Source organism: Foetidibacter luteolus, assembly GCF_009650435.1.
Classification (GTDB): domain Bacteria; phylum Bacteroidota; class Bacteroidia; order Chitinophagales; family Chitinophagaceae; genus Foetidibacter; species Foetidibacter luteolus.
Genome location: NZ_VVIP01000040.1, coordinates 107,744 through 132,973 on the forward strand (window position 1 = coordinate 107,744; position 25,230 = coordinate 132,973).

A 25,230-nucleotide genomic window follows, 5' to 3' on the forward strand; every position below is an offset into this window, starting at 1 on the left:
TTGTTCAATGTTTTTTGTTCAACGTTCAATGTTAGCAGCGGGTAAGCGCTTGTGCGCTTACGCAGCTAAACAAATTATAAGCCTTTTATACTTCAACAGACCGGCAACCAGCTACCGGTAACCGGTAACTGTTTTTCGGGTGAGGGATTGAAGCGGTTACCCCGGTGAGGCCATCGCAGCATAGCTTTTGTGCCGGAGTAATAGCGGAAAGCCCGGCCCGAGGTACGAGGGACACCCCCAAAAATATATTGAATAATGAGCATAAAGCCCGCATCAGCATGTTGTAAAGATGACAGGTAAAAAATCACTTGCATCATTCATTTGGATTTTTGGAAATAATACTTATTTTTGCGCCTCAAAAAAATACCTGAGGGGGTATACACAAAATATGCTGATAATAGATTCAAAAGATTGCGAAAACATAGATAAAGCGCTTAAGAAGTACAAAAAGAAGTTTGAAAAAAGCAAAGCGTTGCTTCAGTTAAGAGAACGCCAGAGCTTTACCAAACCTTCAGTAAGGCGCCGCAACGAAATTCTGAAAGCGGTTTACAAGCAGAAAATCGCCAGCGGAAAAATCGAAGCTTAATTCATTTTTCGTAGCATAATTTTATTAGTAGCCATAAGGTTGTATAACTTTATGGCTACTTTTTTATGCATACAGAACGTTATCCGCAAGTACAGGCCTTTATCAGTTATCTTAGTTTTGAGAAGCGTTTTTCCCAAAACACCGTTATTGCCTACCAAACAGACCTGGAGCAGTTTTTTTCCTTTCTAATCAGCCAGTTTGACGGGCCGGGGGTTAATAAAATTACGCCGGGTATTATAAAGTCCTGGCTGGCGGAATTGAAAGGGGATGACAACACCGCCAAAACCATCAACCGAAAAATATCTACACTAAAGTCTTTTTTCCGTTTCATGACCCGCCAGGGTGAGATAGCGCAAACACCGATGGCAACCGTTGTTGCGCCAAAGATTAGCAAGAGACTGCCTGAATTTGTGAGCGAGGATGAAATAAAAACACTTTTTGAATACGTTGAATTTCCCGATAACTGGCAGGGGCGTACAGACAGGCTTGTGTTACTGCTTTTTTACAGTACAGGAATGCGCCTTAGTGAGCTGGTAAACCTTAAGGAAACGCAGGTTGATGGCTCATACAACCATCTGAAAGTGTTGGGTAAAGGAAACAAGGAAAGGATTATTCCCCTCCAAAAAGAACTGCTACAGCAATTGCAGCAATACATTGAGGACAAAAAAGCAATAGCGCCGGGTGAGGGGCGTGTATTTGTTACAGAAAAAGGCCGGCCACTCTATCCCAAATATGTGTATAACCTGGTAACCAAATGGCTTGGGGAAGTTACCACCCGCCAAAAGAAAAGCCCCCATATTTTGCGGCATACTTTTGCAACCCACCTTACCAATAACGGGGCCGACTTAAACGCTATAAAGGAACTGCTGGGGCATAGCAGCCTGGCAGCTACCCAGGTATATACGCACAACTCCATTGAAAAACTGAAAGATGCTTATAAAAAGGCCCATCCCAAAGCCTGACAGGGCCTTAGAATTATAGTGAATTTTAATGTAAGAAACCCTAAAAAGCCGGGCTTAAATTTGATTTTTTATACTGGTTGGCTTATCTTCAATTACGCTTCCGGCGTTAATACCCGATGAAACTATTCATCAGTTCTTTAAAATATTGTTTCACTAAAAAAAATGTACTATGAACGTTAAAATCCAAACAGTGCACTTTGACGCTGACCTGAAACTGCTTGAGTATGTTAGCAAGAAAATCGAAAAACTGCAAACTTTTCACGACAGGATAATCAAGGTGGACGTTTTTCTAAAACTGGATAATGTAGTACACACGATTAAAGACAAAATAGCGGAGATAAGGGTACATGTCCCCCGTCAGAACCTATTTGTGAAAGCGTCTTCCAAATCTTTTGAAGAATCATTTGATTCTGCTCTCGATTCACTCGTAAACCAGATAAAACGTAAAAAAGAGAAACAAACCGTTTAAAAAAAATTCAAGGGCCTGGTAATAAATCAGGCCCTTTTTTTGTTATATCAAGGCAATGAAAAACAATCTGGTACACCTTCTTTTTTTTATTACTGCGATATTAATTGGCAGTTGCAGGCCCTCTGGTACATTGGAGGGGCAGGCTAAAATTGTCGAAAGAAAAATGACGGCTAATGGCAAACTGATGCTTAGCTATATTTTTAAAGTGAACGGACAAATTGTTACCGACAGCGCCGAGGTTGAAAACACCGTAATACCCGCCGATACATTAAAAGTTGTTTATCCTGCTTCAAATCCCTCTGAGAGTACAGTATATTTGCCCTGAGATTGCAATGCTGTAAATATTATTCACAGCCGTTGAAAACTCCTCTAAAAAAAAATCATCAAAATTTTGCCAAATAAAGTTTTCTCTTACCTTTGCCATCCCGAAAAATAAGGTAGTTCTCTAATACACAGGATGATTAGTGTTTTAAATGCCTTAGAGCACTTAGCATCAACAGGTTAGATACTATTTTTGAAGCAGGGGGCAAGTTCTTTTTAAGGTGCAGGTAAAATGCCACTTTAGCTCAGCTGGTAGAGCAACTGATTTGTAATCAGTAGGTCGTTGGTTCGATTCCGACAAGTGGCTCTGATGAAGCGCAAAAAATATTATTTGTTTACAGCATTTATATTTTCCTTTCTTTTGTGCTCTCATTAAAAAATGGGTAGATGGCCGAGTGGCTAAAGGCGACAGACTGTAAATCTGTTCTCTTCGGAGTACGGAGGTTCGAATCCTTCTCTACCCACTTACACAGTTAGCTAATTGGTATTTATGCCAATTAGCTAATTTTTGTAAAACGAGTTCTTTTAACAACAGATAAGATGATTAGCCAAACGGTTAGTCAAAACTTGCGGGAGTAGCTCATTTGGTAGAGCGATAGCCTTCCAAGCTATAGGTGGCGAGTTCGAGCCTCGTCTCCCGCTCTGACTGAGGTCATATAGTCAATAAGTCAATAGTCATATAGGATATTACTAATGGCTTGGTGGCCCCGCTGACTCAATGACTTTGAGAAGCCGTTGTAGCTCAGTGGTAGAGCACTTCCTTGGTAAGGAAGAGGTCGTGAGTTCAATTCTCATCAACGGCTCCGGAAGAGACGTTGAGATTTGGGACACAGCATCCCGATTGGTATCGGGAAGGTCGTGAGTTCAATTCTCATCAACGGCTCAGCTTTTTGAAATAGTTTATGGGTAACCCCAGTGCAAATAAGATAATGTGGGCTGGTGACCATGGAACTGAAAGTACAAGAGTGCGACGCAAGGGACGATCCCCATGAAAATCCTGAAGCCGGGCTCATAAAAAATCCTTTGAAAGTTTGCGAAGGATACATATTGATTCTATAACACAACTAAAAAACCGATAAAATGTCTAAAGAGACCTTTAAGAGGGAAAAACCTCACGTAAACGTTGGTACCATTGGTCACGTAGACCACGGTAAAACTACCCTTACTGCCGCCATTACTACTATTTTGGCTAAGAAGGGTCTGGCCACTGCAAAGAAGTATGATGAAATTGATGGTGCGCCTGAAGAAAAAGAGCGTGGTATTACTATTAACACTGCCCACGTTGAATATCAAACGGCTAACCGTCACTATGCTCACGTTGACTGTCCTGGTCACGCTGACTATGTAAAGAATATGATTACCGGTGCTGCTCAGATGGACGGTGCCATACTTGTGGTAGCTGCTACAGACGGCCCTATGCCACAAACAAGAGAGCACATCCTGCTGGCCCGCCAGGTGGGTGTTCCCCGTATGGTTGTGTTTATGAACAAAGTTGACCTAGTTGACGATCCTGAATTGCTGGAACTGGTGGAAATGGAAATCCGCGAGTTGCTGACTAAGAATGGTTTCGATGGCGATAATACCCCTATCATCCAGGGTTCTGCAACCGGCGCTTTGGCTGGTGAAGAAAAATGGGTAGCTAAAATTGACGAGCTGATGGCTGCAGTTGATGCGTACATTCCGCTGCCTCCCCGCCCGGTTGATCTTCCGTTCCTGATGAGCGTTGAAGACGTATTCTCTATCACTGGCCGCGGTACAGTAGCAACAGGCCGTATTGAGCGTGGCCGTGTTAAAGTAGGTGAAGCAGTTGAAATAGTTGGTTTGATTGACGCTCCTTTGAACTCTACTGTAACAGGTGTTGAAATGTTCAAAAAATTACTTGACCAGGGTGAAGCTGGCGATAACGCAGGTCTTCTGTTGCGTGGTATTGAAAAGAAAGATATCCGCCGCGGTATGGTAATCTGCGCTCCTAAAAGCATTACCCCACACACTGAATTCAAATGCGAAGTTTACGTACTGAGCAAAGAAGAAGGTGGCCGTCACACTCCGTTCTTTAACAAATACCGTCCTCAGTTCTACTTCAGAACTACAGACGTTACAGGTGAAGTAGTATTGCCTGAAGGAACTGAGATGGTGATGCCTGGCGATAACGTTAGCCTGACAGTAAAACTGATCATGCCTATCGCTATGGAAAAAGGTCTTAAATTCGCTATCCGCGAAGGTGGCCGTACAGTAGGTGCCGGTCAGGTTACTGAAATCATCAAATAAAACCCTCCAAACCTCCTTTAAGGGAGACTTTGGAAAGTTTCATAAATTTGCAAAGTACTCGGGTGGGATACGCCTGAGTACTTTGTTTCTAAAGAGCAGTTCTTTTTTATACGGGCATCGTACAACGGTTAGTATAGAGGTCTCCAAAACCTTCGATCTGGGTTCGAATCCTAGTGCCCGTGCAGATAAAAGTGTGGTTAGTGGTGCCCCTTGGCACACTATCAGATTAGCTAATCAGCAAATTGGATTGAATGAATAAAGTATCAACATACATCAGGGAATCATACAGGGAGCTTTTGGAAAAAGTAACCTGGCCCACCTGGACGCAACTGCAGCAAAGTACCGTTATCGTTTTAGTGGCGACACTAATTATTACAGCGATGGTGGCTGTAATGGATTTTGGCAGCAACCAGGTGCTTAAATTAATTTATTCATTGTTTAAGAATTAATGATGGCAGATACAGTTCAGGAACCCGAGGTAAAACAAGTTGAAACCAAATGGTACGTTCTGCGTGTTGTTAGTGGCAAGGAGCGTAAGGTTAAGGAGCAGCTTGATAAAGAAGTTTCCCGCAATGGCTGGACAGAATCCATAAAGCAGGTATTCCTGCCAATGGAAAAGGTGTATAAAGTGCAGAATGGCAAAAAAGTGATGCGTGAGAAAAACTATTTTCCTGGTTATGTAATGCTGGAAGTTGAGAATGGAAAGCTTACTGATGACATTATTCACTACATCAGTAATATCAGCAATATCATGCACTTCTTAACTGATGGCAAAGGTTCTAAAGGAAATATCATTTCTTTGAGAAAGGCCGAGGTGAATAAAATGTTGGGCAAGGTAGATGAGATGAATGACCAGGGTGTTACCATGAGCGAGCCTTTTATTGTTGGTGAAACCATACGCATTATTGAAGGTCCTTTTAACGACTTTAATGGTGTAATTGAAGAAGTGAATGATGAGAAGAAGAAACTAAAAGTAACCGTAAAAATCTTTGGCCGCTCTACGCCTGTTGAATTGAATTATATGCAGGTAGAAAAGCTTGCGTAACCATATTTGTAGCAAATTTTTGGAACCATCTGTTTTCGCGGATGGTTTTTTGTTTGTCTGAAGTTTCGGAGCTTCAACTTTCCATCTTGGTTTCTTTGGAGTTTATACGCGTAATTTTTTTAGTTTTATCGTATAAAATACAGTCATGGATGCCAAAATCACTTTAAGTTTTGATGCAGAAGTTGTGGAAGCTGCAAAGGAGTATGCTGAAAAACAGGGTATCAGTCTATCGGGGCTTACTGAATTTTTATATCGCAAAGTAACCAGGTATTCCTATAGACGTATTGATGATTTGCCTGTTTCTGAATGGGTGAGCATGGTTGCTGAAGGGCCGGCAGAATACAAGACCCTAAAAAGAAGCAGAAAAAATGTAAGCGCCACTTATTTCAAGGACGAAAAATGAAAGTCTTTTTAGACGCTAATGTACTTGTATCCGTGCTTAACAAGGAGTACCAGCTTTCTCCATCACCAGCCGTATTGTAAGTATTGCTGCTATAGACGTACTTTCATCAGGAGATTTTTTAATACAGCACGTACTTAAAATTCAATAACTTTCATTGTTACTTAAACCATCCTATATGAAGAAGTTAGTGATAATTATTATTTTAATTCTTGTTTCACAATTATCTTTTGCTCAGCCGCCGCAGGTGCCTGCAGATAAAGGCGCCAGTTTTGGAGATAAGGTTATTGTTGAGAATGCCGTTTCTGTGGAGAAGCTGGTTTACCTGATGGAAAGCAAAAAGGATGGCGAGAAAAAAATGGAAGTGGTATTGAAGGGCGTAGTTACAGATGTTTGCACCAAAGAAGGATGTTGGATAAAAGTGCAAAGCCCAGATGGTAAGATGATGGTAAGGATGAAAGACCACGCTTTTACCGTTCCTTTGGCATTGAATGGAAAAACTGTTGTAATTAATGGTACCGCTGAAGAAAAGATAACTTCTGTTGAGCAGTTACGCCACTTTGCGGAAGATGCCGGTAAAAGCAAAGAAGAAATTGAAGCGATAAAGGAACCCAAAAAAGAAATAGTGATACAGGCTAAGGGAGTGTTGGTTGTTTGATTAGAAACAGTTCGCTTACGGCAGCAGGCTTAAGTGGCTACGGCAATTGGTGCATAGAATTACTGTAGTACAAGAGTGCGACGCAACAGAAGCTTCATTTTATGTTCCACCAGCCGGGCCCCATAAACATGTATATCTACCAGGCGTATGCCTGGTTATTATTCTAATGGTAGCTGTTTGTGTTGCACATAATTTCTCCATTTTTCAATAACAGCGCTGATATCCGGTGGTAGTTCAGATTCAAAAAACATTTCTTTGCCGGTAACCGGGTGTTTAAAGCCCAGGGTTTTGGCATGCAGGGCGCAGCGGGGGCAAATAGCAAAACAGTTATCTACAAACTGCTTGTATTTAGTAAAAACGGTACCCTTTAAAATTTTATCGCCGCCATATTCCCAATCGTTAAAAAGCGTGTGGCCAATGTATCTCATGTGTACCCGTATCTGGTGGGTACGGCCGGTTTCAAGAATGCATTCCACCAGCGTAACGTAATTCATCCTTTCCAGTACGCGATAATGCGTTATGGCGTGCTTGCCATGGTCGCCGTCAGGGTAGGCGTCAAACATTTTGCGGAAGCGTTTGTGGCGGGCAATATGTGCGTTAATGGTGCCTTTGTCCTCTTCAATATTACCCCACACAAGTGCCGTGTATTTGCGCTGAACAGTATGGTTAAAAAACTGTTTTGCCAGGTGTGCCGCCGCTGAAGCTGTTTTGGCCAGCACTATTAACCCAGTGGTATTTTTATCTATACGGTGCACCAAGCCATAGCGAGGTAGCTCTTCGTCTGTAAGTCCCGGCTGGTTTTGCTGCAGGTAATAAGCCACGCCATTTAGTAAAGTGCCGGTATAGTTGCCTACGCCGGGGTGCACAACCATATTAGCTGGTTTATTAAGCACCATTATCGCGTCATCTTCATATACAATGTTTAAAGAAATGGGCTCCGGTTTTATCTCCGTGTATTCCGGGTTTACCAGGCTCATCAGCAGCAGTTCATCTCCCGGTTTTATTTTGTAGTTGTTTTTAACCTGTTGGCCGTTTACGGTTAAAAAGCCTGCATCTATGGCCTGCTGTACTTTATTACGGCTGGCATTTTCCAGGCGCATTTGCACCCATTTGTCAATGCGCATAGGCTCCTGGCCTTTGTCCACAGAGAATGATTTTCGCTCATACAGTTCTTCCTGCGGCTCATCCTGAAGTATTTCTGCTTCCTCGCTCATTTGGCAAATGTAATGGAAAGGTGTAACTCTTATAATTGCATAACATAACAGTCTTGCTATGTATTATCCAGGCTTGTTTTCTTCTTTGTAATAAGTTTCAGGGTGTGTCCCTTGTGCCTCGGGCCGGGCAGAACTACGTTCGCAACTTTCGTCGAAGCAACATTTAGTTGCTTTTTCCCGGTTGTGATATTACTCCGGTGCATAGGCCAACGTACAAGGGCTTCACCGGGGTAACCGCTTCAACCCCTCACTTACAGGTGTAGCACACTGCAGGCAAGCTGTTAGCTAAAATGTTTTAGTTTGCTAAAAACAATCCGGCTGATAATTGTAAAATTTCAATGCTTAGTCACATCTTTGCGGCTGAACTTATGATTTCTGGCACCAAAAAACTTATATGAAAAGACTTTTATTTTTTCTTGCCACAGCCTTCTACGGCCCAGTGCAGGCCCAGGAAGTTACCAATGTTGCTAACCCGGTTGACTGGGTTAACCCTCTTATGGGAACAGACTCAAAGGGCAGCCTCTCCAACGGTAACACTTACCCTTCCATAGCCTTGCCCTGGGGAATGAATTTCTGGACGCCCCAAACCGGCAAAAACGGAGATGGTTGGCAATACACTTACGCTTCGGATAAAATAAGGGGCTTTAAACAAACCCACCAGCCTTCCCCCTGGATGAACGATTACGGCCAGTTTTCGCTTATGCCTGTTACCGGCAAACTGGTGTTTAAGGAAGACGACAGGGCAAGCTGGTTCTCTCACAAGGCAGAAACGGTAAAGCCCTACTTCTACAGCGTTTACCTTGCCGACCATGATGTTACTGCTGAAATTACCCCAACGGAGAGAGCGGCACACTTCAGGTTTACGTTTCCTGAAACAGACAGCGCTTTTGTAGTGGTAGATGCTTTTGAAAAAGGCTCTTACATTAAAATAATTCCTGCTGAAAATAAAATTGTCGGCTATTCAACGAGGCATAGCCACAAAGTGCCAGACAATTTTAAGAACTACTTTGTGCTGGTGTTTGACAAGCCCTTTAAACTAACCTATACATGGACTGGCGACAAAGCAGAACAGAACAGGCTGGAATTGCAGGATGACCATGCCGGCGCTGCCATTGGTTTTGACATTAAGGACCGTGGGGAAAAGGTAAATGTAAAAGTAGCTTCATCCTTTATAAGTCCTGAGCAGGCAGAATTAAACCTTAAAGAGCTGGGCAACGACAGCTTTGAAACCACTGCTGAAAAAGGCCGCAATACCTGGAACAAAACACTGGGCCGCATAGAAGTACAGGGCGGCAGTATTGACCAGGTACGTACTTTTTACTCCTGCCTGTACCGTACATTGTTTTTCCCAAACAAATTGTACGAGATAAATGCAGAAGGCAAGATAGTGCATTACAGCCCTTACAATGGCCAGGTATTACCGGGTTATATGTTTGCAGGTACCGGCTTTTGGGACACATTCAGGGCCCTGTATCCTTTCCTTAACCTGATGTACCCCTCCATCAACAAAGAGATGCAGGAAGGGCTTATCAACGATTATAAGGAAGGCGGCTTTCTGCCTGAATGGAGCAGCCCCGGTTTTGCCAATGTAATGGTGGGTAATAACTCCGCTTCTGTTGTGGCTGATGCATACTTGAAAGGTTTGCGCGGCTACGATATTGAAACGCTTTACCAGGCATTGCTGCATGGGGCCAACAACGAAGGCCCGCTTACTGCTGTTGGGCGCAAGGGTGTTGCTTATTACAACAAGCTGGGTTATGTGCCTTATAATGTGGGCATAAATGAAAACGCGGCCCGCACCCTGGAATACGCTTACGACGATTTTACCATTTACAAACTGGCAAAAGCTTTAAACAAACCCAAAGAAGAAATTGAACTGTACAAAAAACGTAGCCAGAATTTTCGCAACCTGTTTGACCCTGAGCACAAACTGATGCGTGGTAAAAATGAAGATGGAACTTTTCAATCGCCGTTTAACCCGCTTAAATGGGGAGATGCTTTTACCGAAGGCAATAGCTGGCATTATTCCTGGTCTGTGTTTCATGATGTGCAGGGCCTTATTAACCTGATGGGTGGTAAAAAAGCGTTCACTGGTATGCTTGATTCCGTATTTAACATGCCGCCGGTATTCGACGAGAGCTACTACCGTTTTGTAATACATGAAATACGCGAAATGCAGATTGCCAACATGGGCCAATACGCCCATGGAAACCAGCCCATACAGCACATGATTTACCTGTACAATTATGCCGGTGAGCCCTGGAAAACACAGTACTGGATCCGCGAATCGTTAAACCGTTTGTACAAGCCAACACCCGATGGCTACTGCGGAGACGAGGATAATGGGCAAACTTCTGCATGGTATGTGTTTTCTTCCCTGGGCTTTTATCCTGTTTGTCCTGCTACAGACCAATATGTGCTGGGGGCGCCGTTGTTTAAAAAAGCAGTGCTCAAGCTGGAGAATGGAAAACAGTTTGTAATCAGCGCTGCTGCCAACAGCGATAGCAAGCGTTACGTGCAGGATGTAAAATTCAATAATGCTACCTGGAATAAAAACTGGGTAAATCATTTCGAGATACAAAAGGGTGGCAGCATGCAGTTTACCATGGGCAGCCAGCCCAATAAGCAAAGGGGTGCCGGCAACGACGCAGTCCCTTATTCTTTCTCTTTAAAGAATGAGTAGCTCACTGTAAGCTATTGTCTAAAAGCCCGTTATGCAGGTGAAAACACCTGCATAACGGGCTTTTTTATTGCCCCGGCTCAGGTGCTGCTATGAGGCATCGTTGTGTCACTCACTTGTACGGTTGGATTCGCTACGCGGCATTGTGCAGCCTGCTGCGGGAAGGTAACGGCCAGAGGATTCATCTTTTAAGTTTAAATCGTTTTAGCAAAGCATTATATTTGCTTCGCTTAAAACCTCCGCCACCATGATTTTACAACGCCTGGCTATCTTTCTGCTTGCTTTGCCTTTGGTTACAAAGGCTCAAAATACCATTCAATATGTAAAGCCTATTGTGGGCACCAAGAATATGGGCCATACATTTCCCGGCGCCACAGTGCCTTTTGGAATGGTGCAGTTAAGTCCGGACACGGATACCATACCGTACGAAATGAACGGCAAGTACAACCCCGATGTTTACAGGTATTGTGCAGGCTACCAGTATGATGACAAAACCATCGTAGGCTTTAGCCATACACACTTTAGCGGTACCGGCCACTCTGACCTGGGCGACTTCGCAATTATGCCAACCGTAGGCCAACTGCTGCTAAACCCTGGCACTGCAGACAAGCCGGAAACAGGTTTCAGGTCAACCTTTAGCCATGAGAATGAAACAGCGGAAGCAGGATATTACAAGGTAAAGCTTGATAAGTACAATATTCTCGCCGAGCTAACAGCCAGCAACAGGGTAGGGGTGCACCGTTATACATTTCCTAAATCTGACAGTGCCCATATAATCCTGGATTTAATGAGCGGTATTTATAACTATGATGAAAAAACTATCTGGACTTACCTGCGGGTAGAGAATGATACCCTGGTAACCGGCTACCGGCAAACTAACGGCTGGGGCAGAACAAGAACTTTATACTTTGCGATAAGTTTTTCAAAACCATTTTATCAATACGGCAACAAAGATTTTTCTCCTAAGCAGGTATATAAAGGTTTCTGGCGCAAGTTTGACCAAAGTAAAAACTTCCCGGAGTTCGCTGCTAAAAGGTTCAGGGCTTATTTTGATTTTAAAACCAATGAAGCAGAAGCAATAGAAGTTAAACTGGCCGTTTCCGCAGTTAGCACGCAAGGTGCGCTGCTTAACCTGGCAACGGAAGCCGCGGGTAAAAATTTTGACAAAATAAAAAATGAAGCCCAGTGGCAATGGCAAAAAGAGCTGGATAAAATTGTTATCACTACAGCTTCGCAAGAGGACAAAGAGAATTTTTATACCGCCATGTACCACGCATTTATCAACCCCACCACTTACATGGATGTGGATGGCTCTTACCGTGGTATAGATCAGAACATATACAAAGCCGATGGTTTTACCAATTACACTACTTTTTCTTTGTGGGATACCTACCGGGCCCTTCACCCGTTCCTGAACATTATGCAACCCAAACGCAATGCGGATGTGGTGCGTTCTATGCTGGCACACTATGGCCAGAGTGCGGAACATATGCTGCCTGTATGGTCAAACTCCGCCAACGAAAACTGGTGTATGACAGGGTATCATGCAGTTTCTGTTTTGGCGGATGCCATTGTAAAGGGCAACACTACCGGTTTTGATGCCAATAAAGCTTTGGACGCCTGCATAATAACTGCCAACAACAGAAGCTTTGATGGGCTGGGTTATTACCTTGATATGAATTACATTCCTGCGGATAAGAACGGCACATCCGTATCAACCACCTTAGAGTATGCTTATGATGACTGGTGCATAGCCCAGGCAGCTAAAAAACTGGGCCGCATGGATGTGTATGAACAATACATGAAGCGTTCTGCCAATTATAAAAATGTGTACGATGCCTCTATTGGTTATATGCGGCCGAGGCTTAGTGACGGCAGTTTTAAAAAAGAGTTTGATGTGCTTAGCACACATGGCCAGGGTTTTATTGAAGGCAATGCATGGAACTTTAGCTTATATGTGCCACACAACCCCGAAGAACTGATTAAAATAATGGGGGGCAATAAACGATTTGTACAGCACCTTGATTCATTATTTACGATGGATTTACCTGACAAATTTTTCGCGGAAACAGAAGATATTACCCGGGATGGTATTATTGGCAATTATGTGCACGGCAACGAACCTTCTCACCACGTTGCTTACCTGTACAACTGGACAGACAAGCCCTGGAAAACACAGGAACGTACAAGGATGATATTGAAGAAACAATACCACCCGGAGGCTGCAGGGCTTGGCGGCAATGATGATTGCGGGCAGATGAGCGCCTGGTACATGTTTACTGCACTGGGCTTTTATCCGGTGGCGCCCGGCAGCGATCAATATTCCCTTGGCAGCCCGGCTATTAACGCGGCGAAGCTGCAATTGGAAAACGGTAAAACTTTTGAAGTGGAAGCCATTAACCAGTCTGATAAGAATGTGTATGTAGAGAAAGTATTGCTGAATGGCGTAAACCTCAACAGACGATACATTACCCACGACGAAATTATGAACGGGGGCAAGTTGGTGTTTTATATGAGCAGTAAACACCGATAACAGCACAAAGTTTTATTATCCTGCCCTGGTGTTTGAGGGCTGAAAAGCCTGGTCAGTATTGGTGAAGATGAAGGGATGCCGGATAGAAACGAAAACCCCGCTGAAGCCTTGTGCGTTTGGTTTTTGCGGCGGGGTTGGAGTGAATAGCCGGTACTGAAGCACCAGTAAAAATCCTGCTGCTGACAGCCCCTGTTAATAGAAAAGTTAGTGTATGAAATACACTGTAAAAATGTCCGCTAATGAACGCTAAAGTGTTCGTTAGCGGACATTTTTTAATTGTGAAAGAAGTGTAAACATGCTGTTAATCAACTGGTTGAATGCCAGTTGCTAATTGGCATTTGTTTAGCCAAGTAATAGTGAACAACCACATTGTAAAAACCTAAAAATCACTATTATGAAAAAAGTATTTCTAATCGCCACATGTGTACTAGCCTTGTTTGCAGTAACGTTTGCAGGTACAGGTAAACTTAAGTTTCGCGGGGCAGATAAATTCCTGAACCATTTTCCTGAAGCTACAGATGTAGCAGCTAAAACGGTAGGGGAGTTTACCAAAGTAAGCTTTAAGAATAACGATGTAAAAACAGAAGCATTTTATGACCAGAACGGCGAACTGATAGCTACCAGCCACAATGTTGACCTTAAAGTAATACCTGCCGTTGCCATGGAAAAAATTACAAAAAAATACCAGGGCGCCGTGTTTACAGAAGCTATAGAGTTTAATAAACTGAACGACGGAATTTCGAACTTTTATGTAGCAATTGAACAGAGCGGCAAAAAGACTATCCTTGAAGTAACAGCAAACGGAAGTGTAAGGCCGTACAACAAATAAAATTTTTGTTCGCGATGCCGCATGATCCTGGTCATGCGGCTTTTTTGTGTCCATTACTTTTTAGCAATGTACATGCATTGATGTTGCGTTGGCGAAAAAGCGCTTAAAAATCAATTTAAACACCTGGTTACGCTTTCGTTATAAAAGGTATACCTATAAATTTGCATTCATTATACAACAACCCGTGACCATTCTTTTCTAATTAATTTCTCCCCGTTGGTTCCGCTGTATGTAGTACATACTCGGTATTTATTCAACCATTTAAATTAAAATGCTATTCAATGAAATCCACTATTAGTGTAATGCTGCCCCTGGCGGTAATGCTGTTGTATTCAGCAAACGCTACGGCGCAGGCCAATCAATCTTTGTCAAACCTTAATGCTGTAACGGCCGTAAACCAGAACTTAATGCCTGTATCCAACAATCTTAAAGACCTGGGCGGTACCAGTAAATGGTGGCGCCGGCTTTACCTGGGCAACAGTATTTATCTTAACAACAGGCTTACCTTTCACCAGGTGGGCACAGATAATTTTTTTGTAGGCCCGTTTGCCGGCAAAACAACCGCCACAGGCACATCTAACCTCGGGCTTGGCTTTTATGCGTTATCATCCCTTTCTTCGGGCAGCAAAAATACGGCAACAGGGTATGAGGCTTTAAGGGTAAATACAGAAGGTTTTAATAACAGTGCCTTTGGTTACCAGGCCATGTTGTTTAATCAGTATGGCGCGGAAAATACTGCAGTTGGATATTATGCTTTAAAACAAAACATTGGTGGTGTGCAGAATACGGCGCTTGGGGCTAACGCGCTTGAATTAAATACAACCGGCGAACAAAATACCGCGGCCGGTTATTATGCGCTTAACCAAAACAATAAAGGGTCTTTTAATACCGCTGGCGGCGCCTGGGCGCTAACGTTTAACAGTACCGGTAACGGTAATACAGCGTATGGAGTAAATGCTTTGTACAATAATTCGCAGGGGTCAGAAAATACGGCTATTGGCGGTGGCGCTTTAAATTTTACAGCCACCGGTAATTACAATACCGCCAGTGGCAGCCAGGCCCTTGCCTATAACCCGCAGGGTAGTTTTAATACCGCCAGCGGGTGGAATGCATTGTTTTATAATGATACATCTGCATATAATTCGGCACTGGGTTATGCAGCAGGGGATAACTATACCAATGCATCCAGGAATACTTTTATTGGCGCCCTTGCATCTTCAGATAAAGATGGCCTTACCAACTCTACCGCATTGGGGTTTGATGCACGTACCACTGCTGATAACCAGGTGCGTGTAGGCAACAGCCAGGTTACAAGCATTGGCGGCTATGTTGGCTGGAGCAATATATCAGACGGACGATACAAGAAGGATGTGCGGGAAAATGTGCAGGGCCTGGCGTTTATCAATAAGCTTAAACCTGTTACCTACCACCTGGATATTACCGGCATTGATGAACGCATGGCTATGAAAAAACAATCGAGAGAGCATAACAGGAAGCCTTCTGTTATCCCGGCAATTAACAAACAAAATGCAAGGGAAAAAGAAGCCGTGCTTTATAGCGGGTTTATTGCACAAGATGTGGAAGCGGCTGCTAAGGAAACCGGCTATGACTTCAGCGCTGTTGACAAGCCTAAAAGTGATGATGATTTATACAGTCTTCGCTATTCAGACTTTGTAGTGCCGCTGGTAAAAGCTGTACAGGAACTCTCTGTAAAAAACGATGAGATGAAGCAAGAAAATGCAGAGCTGCGCAAAGAACTTGATGAACTAAAGAATTTAATCAGGGAAAAGATACCGGTGTTGGCTGCGGAAATTACAGATGCCTGGCTTGAGCAAAATTCACCCAACCCTGTTAAGGGCAATACAGCTATTAATTATAACCTGCCGGAAAATTTTTAATAGTGCCTGCATAGCTATATATGATGCGGCGGGTAAAACTTTAAAACAAATAAACGTTACCGGGCAGGGCAGGGGCCGTATAAATCTTAATACTTCTTCGCTTGCTTCAGGCGCCTACAGTTATGCTTTGCTGGTAGATGGCAGGCTGGTGGGCACAAAAAAAATGGTAGTGGTTAAATAATCACTATAAAGTATTCACAGCAATTTAAAACATAAAGGGCTGCCCAAGCGGAGCAGCCCTTTACTATTTGTGTATGCGATAAGATTAATAATCCATACCCATACCGCCACCTGGCATAGCAGGAGCCGCGGAAGCTTTAGGTTCTGGTTTGTCAGCAACAACACACTCGGTTGTTAACAGCATACCAGCAATAGAAGACGCATTTTCCAAAGCAATACGAGTTACTTTAGTTGGGTCAATAACACCAGCTTTCAGTAAGTTTTCGTACACTTCAGTTCTTGCGTTAAAACCAAAGTCAGCTTTGCCTTCTTTAATTTTCTGTACCACGATAGAACCTTCGATGCCGCTGTTTACAACAATCTGGCGCAGGGGTTCTTCAATAGCACGTTTTACAATGGCAGCGCCGGTAGTTTCATCTTCGTTAGCGCCTTTAAATTTTTCCAAAGATTCTGTAGCACGTATGTAAGCAACACCACCACCAGGTACAATGCCTTCTTCAACAGCGGCACGTGTAGCATGCAGGGCATCGTCAACACGGTCTTTCTTTTCTTTCATTTCCACTTCAGTAGCAGCGCCTATGTAAAGTACGGCAACACCACCAGCTAATTTAGCCAGGCGTTCCTGTAATTTTTCTTTATCGTAGTCTGAAGTAGTTACTTCAATCTGTGCTTTAATCTGGTTGGTACGTGCGCCAATGTCTTCTTTTTTGCCTTTACCGCCAACAATGATGGTATTGTCTTTGTCAATGGTTACCGAAGCAGCCTGGCCCAGGTATGTAAGGTCGGCATTTTCCAGTTTGTAGCCTTGTTCTTCGCTTATAACGGTACCTTTTGTAAGGATAGCAATGTCTTGAAGCATTTCTTTACGGCGGTCGCCAAAGCCAGGAGCTTTAACAGCGGCAACTTTCAATGTACCACGCAGTTTGTTTACTACCAGCGTAGCCAGTGCTTCGCCTTCCAGGTCTTCAGCAATAATTACTAATGGACGGCCACCCTGTGCAACTTTTTCAAGAATATGCAGGATGTCTTTCATTGCAGAGATTTTCTTATCGTAGATAAGAATGTAGGGGTTCTGCAGTTCTGCTTCCATCTTTTCGCTGTTGGTAACGAAGTAAGGAGAAATATAGCCACGGTCAAACTGCATGCCTTCTACAACGTCAACATAAGTATCAGTACCTTTTGCTTCTTCAACCGTAATAACGCCTTCTTTACCTACTTTGCCAAAAGCTTCAGCTATCAGTTTGCCGATAGTTTCATCGTTGTTGGCAGAAATAGAAGCTACCTGCTGAATTTTTTTGCTGTCGTTACCAATGGTTTGAGACTGCGCTTTCAGGCTGTCAACTACTTTGGCAACAGCTTTGTCAATGCCGCGTTTCAGGTCCATGGGGTTAGCGCCGGCAGCAACGTTTTTCAAACCTTCGCTGATGATAGACTGGGCCAGTACAGTAGCGGTAGTAGTACCGTCACCTGCAATATCAGCGGTTTTAGATGCTACTTCTTTTACCATCTGGGCGCCCATGTTTTCAATGGGGTCTTCCAGTTCAATTTCTTTGGCAACGGTAACCCCGTCTTTAGTAACAGCAGGAGCGCCAAATTTCTTTTCAATCACCACATTGCGGCCTTTAGGGCCCAATGTAACCTTAACAGCGTTGGCCAGTGTGTCAACGCCTTTTTTCATTTTGTTTCTTGCTTCAATATCGAAGAAGAGTTGCTTTGCCATATTACAAAGTTTTTTTAGATGATAATTTTCTTTCTTGTCATCCGCAAAGTGCGGTAACATTTTACTTTAAAAAGACTGGTATAAAGCTTGTAAACTGATGGTGCTTGTGTGAGGTTGTGGTGTTTTTACTAGCCACAGCAGGCATTAAACAATCGCCAGTATATCGCTTTCTCTCATTATTAACAGGTCCTGGCCTTCAATCTGAATTTCTGTGCCAGCATATTTACCATACAATACAGTATCGCCAACTTTTACAGATACTGGTTCATCTTTCTTTCCCGGGCCGGCAGCTAAAACGGTACCACGCTGTGGTTTTTCTTTAGCAGTATCTGGAATAATAATACCGCCGGCAGTTTTTTCTTCAGCAGGAGCCGGTTTCACAATCACCCTGTCATGAAGAGGGGTAACATTGAGCTTTTTTGCCATAATTGTATTGTTTTTTATTATCTAACAGTTGAATTTTTAGTATCTCCACCTCCACGATTATTGTGCCACTGCCATCAAAAAGTCAAAATTTCATTTTTGTTAAAGCTTTAGGCAGTTTTGATAGAAGAGTTGGCATAAACAATCGGGCTGCAAATAAAGGATATTATCAGGCTGTGACAAAATTTCACTTTGCGGGCAGGTAACCCGTGCTTATGTAGCAGGCAGAACTATAATGATTACAAGCAAACTACATATTAGCAGCGGGCAAAACTTTATGGGCCCGGCAGGACTGCTGCTATTGGGCTTCCGTTGCGTCGCACTCTTGTGCGTTCGGATTCTCTATGCAGCTTTTCTCACCATTTGCACCATATACTTGGCTCACAAGTGACAGTAGAACACGAATGGCCCAGATATGGTAAATAGGTAAGGAGTTAAAGCACAGCCTGGCAAAAGCAACTAAATGTTGCTTTAAAGCAGGTTGTGAATGTAGTTCTGCCTGGACCATTAAAAATATCGCATAACGAAATGCCTGCACAACAGCATTATCAATTCTTTACAACTATGGGCGGTAAATTTGCAGTTTACTAAAAGTTAACCTGATGAATGATATGGCCACAGGGCAACCGGTTGAGTTTTCTGTTCTTGACCTGGCTGCTGTAAGGGAAGGAAAAAGCATTGCAGATACATTTGCCAACAGCCTTGCTACGGCGCAGTACACCGAGCAGCTTGGTTACAAACGTTACTGGCTGGCCGAGCACCATAATATGGAAAGCATTGCCAGCGCAGCAACATCTGTACTGATAGGATATATAGCCAATGGTACCCAAACCATACGTGTTGGCTCAGGAGGCATTATGCTGCCCAACCATTCGCCGCTTGTTATTGCCGAGCAATTCGGAACGCTGGATGCTTTATACCCAGGCCGTATTGATCTGGGCCTGGGCCGTGCACCTGGCACAGACCAGGTAACCGCTGCTGCATTGCGCCGTGACAGGTTTGCAGCCAACGACTTTCCTGACCAGGTAAACGAGCTGTTGGGTTATTTTTCCGCTGATAATAAAAAAGCAAGTGTAAGGGCTATACCCGGCGAAGGTGCTAATGTGCCCGTATGGATATTGGGCTCAAGCACGGATAGTGCTTACCTGGCTGCGGCAATGGGTTTGCCTTACGCTTTTGCCAGCCATTTTGCGCCTGCTTATCTGATGGATGCATTAAGTATTTACCGGAAGCAGTTTAAGCCGTCTGCTTTTTTGCAGCAACCCTACAGCATGGCTGCGGTAAATGTAATTGCCGCCGACACCACAGCACAGGCCAGCTATGCAGCTACTTCTTTTCTGCAATTAGCGGTTGGTTTTGTAAGGGGTTTTCCCAAGCCGCTGCCACAGCCCGTGGCAAGCATGGATGATTTGTGGACGCCGGCGGAAGCCGCCGCTGTACAGCAAATGAGGCATTACAGTTTTACCGGGGATAAAGAAACTGTTAAGCAGCAACTTACCGGCTTTCTAAAAGCTACCCAGGTTAATGAGCTGATGATTGTTACCAATACTTACGACCCCGATGTAAAAAAACGCTCCTTTGAAATAGTGGCAGAAATAAAAGAGGAAATTAATTTGGGGTAAGATGTTGACAATAAGTACTATTTACAAGGCTTGAACCTGGCATTTGTTTTCTTAACTTAATGACATGGACAGGCAACTTGCAACTGGCTGCGGGCTTCGGGTGAGGGATTGAAGCGGTTACCCCGGTGAGGCCATCGCAGCAGGGCTTCTGTGCCGGAGTATGAGCGGAAAGCCCGACCCCTTGCGCAGCTTGGGGGCACCCCTGAAAATATTTCTTCTTAAAAAAACTTATGTATTACTGGTGAAAGCTTGTGCCTATAAACTGCAGGGCATCGGTTATGCCCGTACGCCAGTAAGTCCACGTGTGGCCGCCATCCCGGACACGGTATTCGTGGGGCACCCGCTTTTCAGTTAAGGCGATATGGAGAAGGCAGTTGCCTTTGGTGAGAAAATCATCGTCGCCGCAATCAATCCAATAGCGTACTTTTTTTAACTCGTCGGCAGTTTTTGTTTCCACTATTTTCAGTATGGCATTATCGTACCAGGCCTTGCCCAGGCGGGCCTTGCCTGTTAAGTCGCGGCCATACAACTGGCCAAAAGTATTCTTCCAGCCGTCTGCAGACATCCCTTCTATGTCGGCATCATTTAATACTGCGGCGCTGAAGGGGGCGGCGGCAGCAAACAGGTCAGGGTATTTTAGTGCATATATCAACGTGCCGTAACCACCCATGGAAAGGCCGGCCACACCACGGTATCTTTTCTGCGCCTTTATGCGGTAAGATTTTTCGATAGAGGGCATAAATTCCTTTATAAAAAAGTCCTCGTATTTTTCTTTACCATCGTAGGAGTTGATGTAAAAACTGGAATCGCCATTAGGCATCACGATAATCATTGGCGGAATGGTGCCGTCGGCAATGGCTTTGTCAGCATAACGGTTTATTTCGCCAAACTGCAGCCAGCCGGTATGGTCGTCTGTATAACCGTGCAACAGGTACACCACGGGGTAAGTTCTGTTGGAAGTTTCGTAATCAGCCGGCAGGTAAATGGTGTAGCGCACATCCCTGCCCATAATGGTGCTTTTAACGGTTTGCTCTTCAATAACTTTTCCGTTGGGCTGTGCATAAACAGGCAACATGCAAACGGCCAGTACAAGGCTTGCAAGCAGTCGTTTCAGTAGTGTCATGGTTAGAATTTGTGTGTATTTGGTAATGGTGTTTAAAAGAGTATTACCGGCACATCATCACAGAGCCATACAGCACATTAATACGGTTTTTTGGGCATTACAGCTTTAGGTTGCTGGTTCTGGTTATTGTTGTCTTTAGGTTTTGGTTTGCCGCTTGTGGTGTCAACCGGTACATCACTTTCCGGGGTAATGTCTTCCGGCTGCACATCCTGCGGTATATCGCCATAATCTGCCGAGCTGCCATTGCCCACATCTTCTCCTTCCGCGCCCAGTTGAACAGGCACATTATTAATCCAGTCGTAGATAATGTCGTTGCTCATTACTTCCGGCTTTACAAAATGTGCGCTGTTATCAAGTGCAATATTTTTATCGTTGGCGCATTTTTCGTAAAAGTAAGCCCAGATAGGTAGTGCTACGGAAGAACCCTGCCCAACAGAAGTGCTGTTAAAACGGATAAAGCGGTCGTCGCAGCCGGTCCACACGCCGCCTAAAAGCTGGGGCGTATAGCCCATAAACCAGGCATCGCTGTTATCATTGGTAGTACCTGTTTTGCCGGCCACATCGGCGGTTACGCCATAACTCCACATGCGGCGGCCCGTACCAAACTTCATTACACCCTGCATCATGCTTATGACAGAGTAAGCCGTAACGTCACTGATTACTTCTTTGCGCTGCGGTAAAAAGGTTTGCAGCACATTGCCGTTCCTGTCTTCTATGCGGGTAATGTACATGGGTTTTACATTAAAGCCGCGGCCAGGGAACATGCTGTAGGCCTGCATCATTTCCATCAGCGATATTTCGCAACTGCCCAGCGCAATGGATGGATAGGCCGGTATTTTAGATTGTACGTTTAAGGTTTTAAGGAAATCCACAAAGCGGCGGGAGCCTTCATCGCCCTTGCTGCCAAGCTGTTTCATAATAAAGGCGGTAGCGCAGTTGCGGGATTGTGCAAGCGCCTGCGCCATGGGCATGGTTTGCCCCGTGCAGGAGGCGCCTGTAGCAGGCACCATACCCAGGCTGCCAAAACTTTGCTGGATATCGTCTACCGGGGTATTGGGCGTAAAGCCCGCATCTTCAATAGCCAGGCTGTACAACAAAGGTTTAATGGTAGAACCTACCTGCCTTTTGGTATTAAGATTAACATGGTCAAACTTAAAGGTTTTAAAATCAATACCGCCCACCCATGCCTTCACTTCACCGCTCATGGGGTCCATGGCCATAAAGCCTGCTTCCAGCATCTGGCGGCAGTATTTAATGCTGTCCATGGGTGTCATAATCGTGTCTTTTTCACGTTTGCTGTTCCATGCAAATACTTTCATGGGTACCTGCACCTGGAAGGCTTTGCGTATCTCTTTTTCAGCCGTTCCTTCCCGTTTCATGTTTTTCCAGCGGTCGGTGCTTTTCATGGCCGCTTCCAGCACATTTTCATGGCCTTTCCAAACAGTACCTTTTTTTACATCGCTCTGGGAGTTGAGTATTTTCTGCATGTAAGCAATGTGCTTGCCCACGGCTTCCTCAGCATACAATTGCATGCGTGGGTTTAGCGTGGTATATATTTTAAGGCCATCGGTATAAAGATTATATGGCTCGCCGGTGGTAGGGTTTTCATGTTCTTTGCACCATCTCTTCATTTCCTCGCCCAGCACCATTCTAAAGTAGGGGGCAAGGCCGGCAGTTTCGTCCAGCTTTTTGTAGCGGCTCATATCTATCGGCTGCAGCTTTAGCTTAGAGGCCGCATCGGCAGAAAGGTAATTGTTGCGCACCATTTGGTTAATAACAATATTGCGCCTGTCAAGCGCCAGTTTGGGGTTGCGGCGCGGGTTGTATAAGGTAGCGCCTTTCAGCATGCCTATCAGTACGGCGGCTTCTTCTACCGTAACGCGGTCTGGCTCTTTTTGAAAGAATGTTTTGGAGGCGTTTCTTACGCCAAACACGTTATCGCTAAAGGCCACAGTGTTAAGGTACAGGGTAATAATTTCATCTTTGGTAAAGTTGCGCTCCAGCTTTACGGCAATAATGCACTCTTTAACCTTTTGCAGCATACGCAGAAAAATATTACGTGTGCTCCAGTTTTCGGTAAACAGGTTTTTAGCCGTTTGCATGGTAATGGTGCTGGCGCCACCTTCGCCGCCAAAAGAGGCAAAGGCCCGGGCCAGGGAACGCATATCAATACCGCTGTGGTCGTAAAACCTTTCATCTTCCGTAGCCACCAGCGCATGAATAATATTGGGATTAATATCAGCAAATTTTACATTCACCCTGTCCTGCAGGTAGTATTTGCCCATCAGGGTGCCATCATCCGCATACACCTGGCTGGATAGCGAGGCGGAAGGGTTTTCCAGTTCTTCAATGGAAGGCATTTTGCCAAAAACGCCCCAGTTGGCCAGCAATATTATCAGTAACACGGCGCCGCAACCAATAAAAAAAATACGCCACAATAATTTAACTGCTTTTGACATAAGTTGTATTGAGATATTTAAAACGCACCCAACCCTTTAGATGTTGCGAATTTAGAGAAGTGGTTGTAATAAAACTGCTAATTTCCGTGAGGGTGATTAAAAAATGGGGCCTTGCCGCTTTGCGGCAAAGGCAGAAGCTATATTTGGTACTTAGCAGCAGGATTGCTATTAAGCCCCTGTTGTGTCACTCCTATGTAAAGGAATACGCTGCCTGCCATCCTGAAAAAGGTTGCAAAACAAGGTTAATATGTTGTGTTTTTTTAAGTCATTGGAAAAAAGATTTTTATCACAGGTGGTGAAACTCCTATCAGCAGTCGGCACATGGCCGCTGCAAATCTTTATTAATCCCATAAAGTAAAAGTATAAGGCTGCAGACTCACTTGAGCAGTATGTTGCAACTGCAGGACACAAAAAGCAGTCCTTATAACTGTTTGATATTACCTTTCTGTGATATGAATAATACTGTTTGCTTCAAAATTAGATTTTTAAGTTTGTGCACCGGCCTGAACAGGAAGCGGGCTCTGCCGGAGGACAACCTGCCAGCGATAGGGCCTGTGCTTATACGATAGTATAGAGGGGGCCGTCATGGCGGCTCCTTTTGTATTACTATCGGTAAGCCGGATGGCTTAAAAAAACTCATTTCTGTTCCCGTTACTTTACCACACCTTTTTGATAAGGCACACCGCTTATCAAAACAGCCCTTATCCTGCGCAGCAGTTTACGGGCAATACGGATAATGGCCTGGTTGCCTTTCATTCTTTTGGTTAATGCCTGATAACAATCCATTAAAGCCGGATCTATCCTTATGGCCTGCCAGGCAGCTTCTATCAGCAGGCTGCGCAATTGTTTGTGGCGCCGGGTGGTAATACCGGTATCTTTTTCCTTATCGCCGCTGCTGTCCGTATCAGGACAGAAACCTATTAAATCATTCAATGCGTCAAATCCTTTGAACCGGTTGATATCGCCCACTTCCAGCAAAAACCACAGGGCTGTTGTAGGGCCTACTCCCGGAACACTCAACAGCAGGCTGGTATTTTGCTGGTACCGGCTTTTTTTCAGTTCCCGCAATTTACCTTCCGTTTTTAACAGCAACTGGCGCAGCAACCTGATTTGTTCCAACATCAGCACTAAAGTGCTTTTCAGCCGTTCGTCTTTTTGAGCTTCCTGTTCCACCCATTCCAGAAAATTATGGCTCCAGTTGGTCTTTTCATATTTAGCCGGCAGTTGGATGCCCTGGTATTTCAATATGCTTTTCAACCGGTTCCTGCTCCTGTTTAGATCCCCTACCAGTTTCTTGCGGAATCTTATCAGGTTGCGGTCTTTTTGAATATCCTCCCCCGGTACATGGATGGCCTTAAGCTCACCGGCTGCATGGTTGCGGGCCAGCTTTAAGGCATCCACCTTATCGGTCTTCCTTTTCTTCTCCTTATCACTGGTGGATACATCGGCAGCATGAACCACGATGCACTCCATTCCTGCGGACTGCAGTGAACGCTGAAGGGTGAAACCCCAGGCCGAACTTTCATACACACACTTAAATGTGGCCCCCGGATAGTGGCTATTCAGGTGTTTAATAAGGTCTTCACTGTTGCTGCCCATACGGTGATTACCCAGGCAAATCCCATTTAATAATTTGGCAACCTGGTAATCTTTTTGATGTACATCTATTCCTACATAGATGATTTTGCCGCTGAAATCAATCAGGCTTCTACCTTTGTCCAAGGTTTCGGTTGTGGCTGAAGTTTGCTGTTTCATATTTGTTTTTTTTAGCAAAATTCTTCTTTGCAGCCTAATTTTAGGACTGCCGCTGCACCGAAACCTTTTACATATAGACTCACTT

At 44.3% G+C, this 25,230-nt stretch carries 21 protein-coding genes and 5 tRNA genes; 20 read left to right on the forward strand and 6 right to left on the reverse strand.

All coding sequences use genetic code 11. The features are described 5' to 3' along the window. Window positions 1–388: 388 nt before the first annotated feature. From rpsU to F0364_RS12495, 14 genes are all read left to right on the forward strand, one after another. Window positions 389–586: a 30S ribosomal protein S21 gene (gene rpsU / locus F0364_RS12430; protein ID WP_153798113.1), complete on the forward strand. Its 198-nt coding sequence runs from the start codon at window positions 389–391 to the stop codon at window positions 584–586. Window positions 587–651: 65 nt separating this feature from the next. Beyond that, window positions 652–1,548, forward strand: a complete 897-nt coding sequence (locus F0364_RS12435; protein ID WP_153798114.1) for a phage lytic cycle repressor MrpR family protein — start codon at window positions 652–654, stop codon at window positions 1,546–1,548. A gap of 169 nt (window positions 1,549–1,717) precedes the next feature. Next, the gene (gene hpf, locus F0364_RS12440; protein ID WP_153798115.1) at window positions 1,718–2,017 is read left to right on the forward strand and encodes a ribosome hibernation-promoting factor, HPF/YfiA family; all 300 of its coding nucleotides are present in this window, start codon (window positions 1,718–1,720) and stop codon (window positions 2,015–2,017) included. Between the two features lie 55 nt (window positions 2,018–2,072). Then, a complete protein-coding gene (locus F0364_RS12445; protein ID WP_153798116.1) occupies window positions 2,073–2,342 on the forward strand; it encodes a hypothetical protein in 270 nt (89 codons plus the stop codon). A gap of 230 nt (window positions 2,343–2,572) precedes the next feature. After that, window positions 2,573–2,645: transfer RNA gene (locus F0364_RS12450), tRNA-Thr, on the forward strand. A gap of 74 nt (window positions 2,646–2,719) precedes the next feature. Further along, window positions 2,720–2,802: transfer RNA gene (locus tag F0364_RS12455), tRNA-Tyr, on the forward strand. A 105-nt stretch (window positions 2,803–2,907) separates the two neighbouring features. Then, window positions 2,908–2,980, forward strand: a tRNA-Gly gene (locus tag F0364_RS12460). Window positions 2,981–3,069: 89 nt separating this feature from the next. Further along, window positions 3,070–3,141: transfer RNA gene (locus F0364_RS12465), tRNA-Thr, on the forward strand. Window positions 3,142–3,418: 277 nt separating this feature from the next. Next, entirely contained in the window at window positions 3,419–4,606 is a 1,188-nt protein-coding gene (gene tuf / locus F0364_RS12470; protein WP_153798117.1) for an elongation factor Tu, read from the forward strand. A 110-nt stretch (window positions 4,607–4,716) separates the two neighbouring features. Continuing rightward, window positions 4,717–4,788, forward strand: a tRNA-Trp gene (locus F0364_RS12475). Window positions 4,789–4,857: 69 nt separating this feature from the next. Then, on the forward strand, window positions 4,858–5,055 hold the full coding sequence (secE, locus tag F0364_RS12480; RefSeq protein ID WP_153798118.1) for a preprotein translocase subunit SecE: 198 nt from the start codon (window positions 4,858–4,860) through the stop codon (window positions 5,053–5,055). Window positions 5,056–5,057: 2 nt separating this feature from the next. Next, on the forward strand, window positions 5,058–5,651 hold the full coding sequence (gene nusG / locus F0364_RS12485; RefSeq protein WP_235921073.1) for a transcription termination/antitermination protein NusG: 594 nt from the start codon (window positions 5,058–5,060) through the stop codon (window positions 5,649–5,651). A 145-nt stretch (window positions 5,652–5,796) separates the two neighbouring features. Continuing rightward, entirely contained in the window at window positions 5,797–6,054 is a 258-nt protein-coding gene (locus F0364_RS12490; protein WP_153798120.1) for a DUF6364 family protein, read from the forward strand. Between the two features lie 175 nt (window positions 6,055–6,229). After that, complete coding sequence (locus F0364_RS12495) at window positions 6,230–6,709, forward strand: DUF4920 domain-containing protein (protein WP_153798121.1); 480 nt, start codon at window positions 6,230–6,232, stop codon at window positions 6,707–6,709. Between the two features lie 158 nt (window positions 6,710–6,867). Here F0364_RS12495 and F0364_RS12500 read toward each other — a convergent pair whose 3' ends face one another. Further along, window positions 6,868–7,923 (reverse strand): RluA family pseudouridine synthase, encoded by a 1,056-nt coding sequence (locus tag F0364_RS12500; protein ID WP_153798122.1) that lies wholly within the window; start codon window positions 7,921–7,923, stop codon window positions 6,868–6,870. Between the two features lie 394 nt (window positions 7,924–8,317). Here F0364_RS12500 and F0364_RS12505 point away from each other — a divergent pair, with 394 nt between their 5' ends. From F0364_RS12505 to F0364_RS29550, 5 genes are all read left to right on the forward strand, one after another. Beyond that, window positions 8,318–10,606 carry a GH92 family glycosyl hydrolase gene (locus tag F0364_RS12505; protein WP_153798123.1) on the forward strand — a complete coding sequence of 763 codons (2,289 nt, stop codon included), beginning with the start codon at window positions 8,318–8,320 and terminating at the stop codon, window positions 10,604–10,606. A 244-nt stretch (window positions 10,607–10,850) separates the two neighbouring features. Continuing rightward, window positions 10,851–13,136, forward strand: a complete 2,286-nt coding sequence (locus tag F0364_RS12510) for a GH92 family glycosyl hydrolase (RefSeq protein WP_153798124.1) — start codon at window positions 10,851–10,853, stop codon at window positions 13,134–13,136. A 394-nt stretch (window positions 13,137–13,530) separates the two neighbouring features. After that, the gene (locus F0364_RS12515; RefSeq protein ID WP_153798125.1) at window positions 13,531–13,965 is read left to right on the forward strand and encodes a hypothetical protein; all 435 of its coding nucleotides are present in this window, start codon (window positions 13,531–13,533) and stop codon (window positions 13,963–13,965) included. Between the two features lie 281 nt (window positions 13,966–14,246). Then, a complete protein-coding gene (locus tag F0364_RS12520; protein ID WP_153798126.1) occupies window positions 14,247–15,863 on the forward strand; it encodes a tail fiber domain-containing protein in 1,617 nt (538 codons plus the stop codon). Beyond that, window positions 15,784–16,044, forward strand: coding sequence for a T9SS type A sorting domain-containing protein (locus tag F0364_RS29550; RefSeq protein ID WP_503128350.1), 261 nt, complete (start codon window positions 15,784–15,786; stop codon window positions 16,042–16,044). The genes F0364_RS12520 and F0364_RS29550 overlap by 80 nt, the downstream gene beginning before the upstream one ends. Window positions 16,045–16,128: 84 nt before the next feature. On the opposite strand, the gene groL is transcribed toward F0364_RS29550, so the two are convergent. Together groL and F0364_RS12530 are read right to left on the reverse strand one after the other, a co-directional pair. Further along, window positions 16,129–17,763 (reverse strand): chaperonin GroEL, encoded by a 1,635-nt coding sequence (groL, locus tag F0364_RS12525; RefSeq protein WP_153798127.1) that lies wholly within the window; start codon window positions 17,761–17,763, stop codon window positions 16,129–16,131. 144 nt (window positions 17,764–17,907) lie between these two features. Further along, a complete protein-coding gene (locus tag F0364_RS12530) occupies window positions 17,908–18,189 on the reverse strand; it encodes a co-chaperone GroES (RefSeq protein ID WP_153798128.1) in 282 nt (93 codons plus the stop codon). A gap of 608 nt (window positions 18,190–18,797) precedes the next feature. Here F0364_RS12530 and F0364_RS12535 point away from each other — a divergent pair. Next, a complete protein-coding gene (locus tag F0364_RS12535; protein ID WP_153798134.1) occupies window positions 18,798–19,808 on the forward strand; it encodes an LLM class flavin-dependent oxidoreductase in 1,011 nt (336 codons plus the stop codon). A 235-nt stretch (window positions 19,809–20,043) separates the two neighbouring features. Here the strand turns inward: F0364_RS12535 and F0364_RS12540 are convergent, their stop codons facing one another. From F0364_RS12540 to F0364_RS12550, 3 genes are all read right to left on the reverse strand, one after another. Beyond that, the gene (locus F0364_RS12540; protein WP_153798129.1) at window positions 20,044–20,931 is read right to left on the reverse strand and encodes an alpha/beta hydrolase; all 888 of its coding nucleotides are present in this window, start codon (window positions 20,929–20,931) and stop codon (window positions 20,044–20,046) included. 77 nt (window positions 20,932–21,008) lie between these two features. After that, a complete protein-coding gene (locus F0364_RS12545) occupies window positions 21,009–23,390 on the reverse strand; it encodes a transglycosylase domain-containing protein (protein WP_153798130.1) in 2,382 nt (793 codons plus the stop codon). Between the two features lie 651 nt (window positions 23,391–24,041). Beyond that, complete coding sequence (locus tag F0364_RS12550; RefSeq protein WP_153795953.1) at window positions 24,042–25,145, reverse strand: IS110 family RNA-guided transposase; 1,104 nt, start codon at window positions 25,143–25,145, stop codon at window positions 24,042–24,044. Window positions 25,146–25,230: the final 85 nt, after the last annotated feature.

Coding starts and splice junctions, on each gene's coding strand:
- F0364_RS29550 (WP_503128350.1), top strand. CDS start 15,784: ATGCCTGGCTTGAGCAAAATTCACCCAACCCTGTTAAGGGCAATACAG.
- rpsU (WP_153798113.1), top strand. CDS start 389: ATGCTGATAATAGATTCAAAAGATTGCGAAAACATAGATAAAGCGCTT.
- F0364_RS12490 (WP_153798120.1), top strand. CDS start 5,797: ATGGATGCCAAAATCACTTTAAGTTTTGATGCAGAAGTTGTGGAAGCT.
- F0364_RS12520 (WP_153798126.1), top strand. CDS start 14,247: ATGAAATCCACTATTAGTGTAATGCTGCCCCTGGCGGTAATGCTGTTG.
- F0364_RS12550 (WP_153795953.1), bottom strand. CDS start 25,145: ATGAAACAGCAAACTTCAGCCACAACCGAAACCTTGGACAAAGGTAGA.
- F0364_RS12535 (WP_153798134.1), top strand. CDS start 18,798: ATGGCCACAGGGCAACCGGTTGAGTTTTCTGTTCTTGACCTGGCTGCT.
- F0364_RS12435 (WP_153798114.1), top strand. CDS start 652: ATGCATACAGAACGTTATCCGCAAGTACAGGCCTTTATCAGTTATCTT.
- secE (WP_153798118.1), top strand. CDS start 4,858: ATGAATAAAGTATCAACATACATCAGGGAATCATACAGGGAGCTTTTG.
- F0364_RS12545 (WP_153798130.1), bottom strand. CDS start 23,390: ATGTCAAAAGCAGTTAAATTATTGTGGCGTATTTTTTTTATTGGTTGC.
- F0364_RS12530 (WP_153798128.1), bottom strand. CDS start 18,189: ATGGCAAAAAAGCTCAATGTTACCCCTCTTCATGACAGGGTGATTGTG.
- groL (WP_153798127.1), bottom strand. CDS start 17,763: ATGGCAAAGCAACTCTTCTTCGATATTGAAGCAAGAAACAAAATGAAA.
- hpf (WP_153798115.1), top strand. CDS start 1,718: ATGAACGTTAAAATCCAAACAGTGCACTTTGACGCTGACCTGAAACTG.
- F0364_RS12500 (WP_153798122.1), bottom strand. CDS start 7,923: ATGAGCGAGGAAGCAGAAATACTTCAGGATGAGCCGCAGGAAGAACTG.
- F0364_RS12515 (WP_153798125.1), top strand. CDS start 13,531: ATGAAAAAAGTATTTCTAATCGCCACATGTGTACTAGCCTTGTTTGCA.
- F0364_RS12495 (WP_153798121.1), top strand. CDS start 6,230: ATGAAGAAGTTAGTGATAATTATTATTTTAATTCTTGTTTCACAATTA.
- tuf (WP_153798117.1), top strand. CDS start 3,419: ATGTCTAAAGAGACCTTTAAGAGGGAAAAACCTCACGTAAACGTTGGT.
- F0364_RS12505 (WP_153798123.1), top strand. CDS start 8,318: ATGAAAAGACTTTTATTTTTTCTTGCCACAGCCTTCTACGGCCCAGTG.
- F0364_RS12445 (WP_153798116.1), top strand. CDS start 2,073: ATGAAAAACAATCTGGTACACCTTCTTTTTTTTATTACTGCGATATTA.
- nusG (WP_235921073.1), top strand. CDS start 5,058: ATGGCAGATACAGTTCAGGAACCCGAGGTAAAACAAGTTGAAACCAAA.
- F0364_RS12510 (WP_153798124.1), top strand. CDS start 10,851: ATGATTTTACAACGCCTGGCTATCTTTCTGCTTGCTTTGCCTTTGGTT.
- F0364_RS12540 (WP_153798129.1), bottom strand. CDS start 20,931: ATGACACTACTGAAACGACTGCTTGCAAGCCTTGTACTGGCCGTTTGC.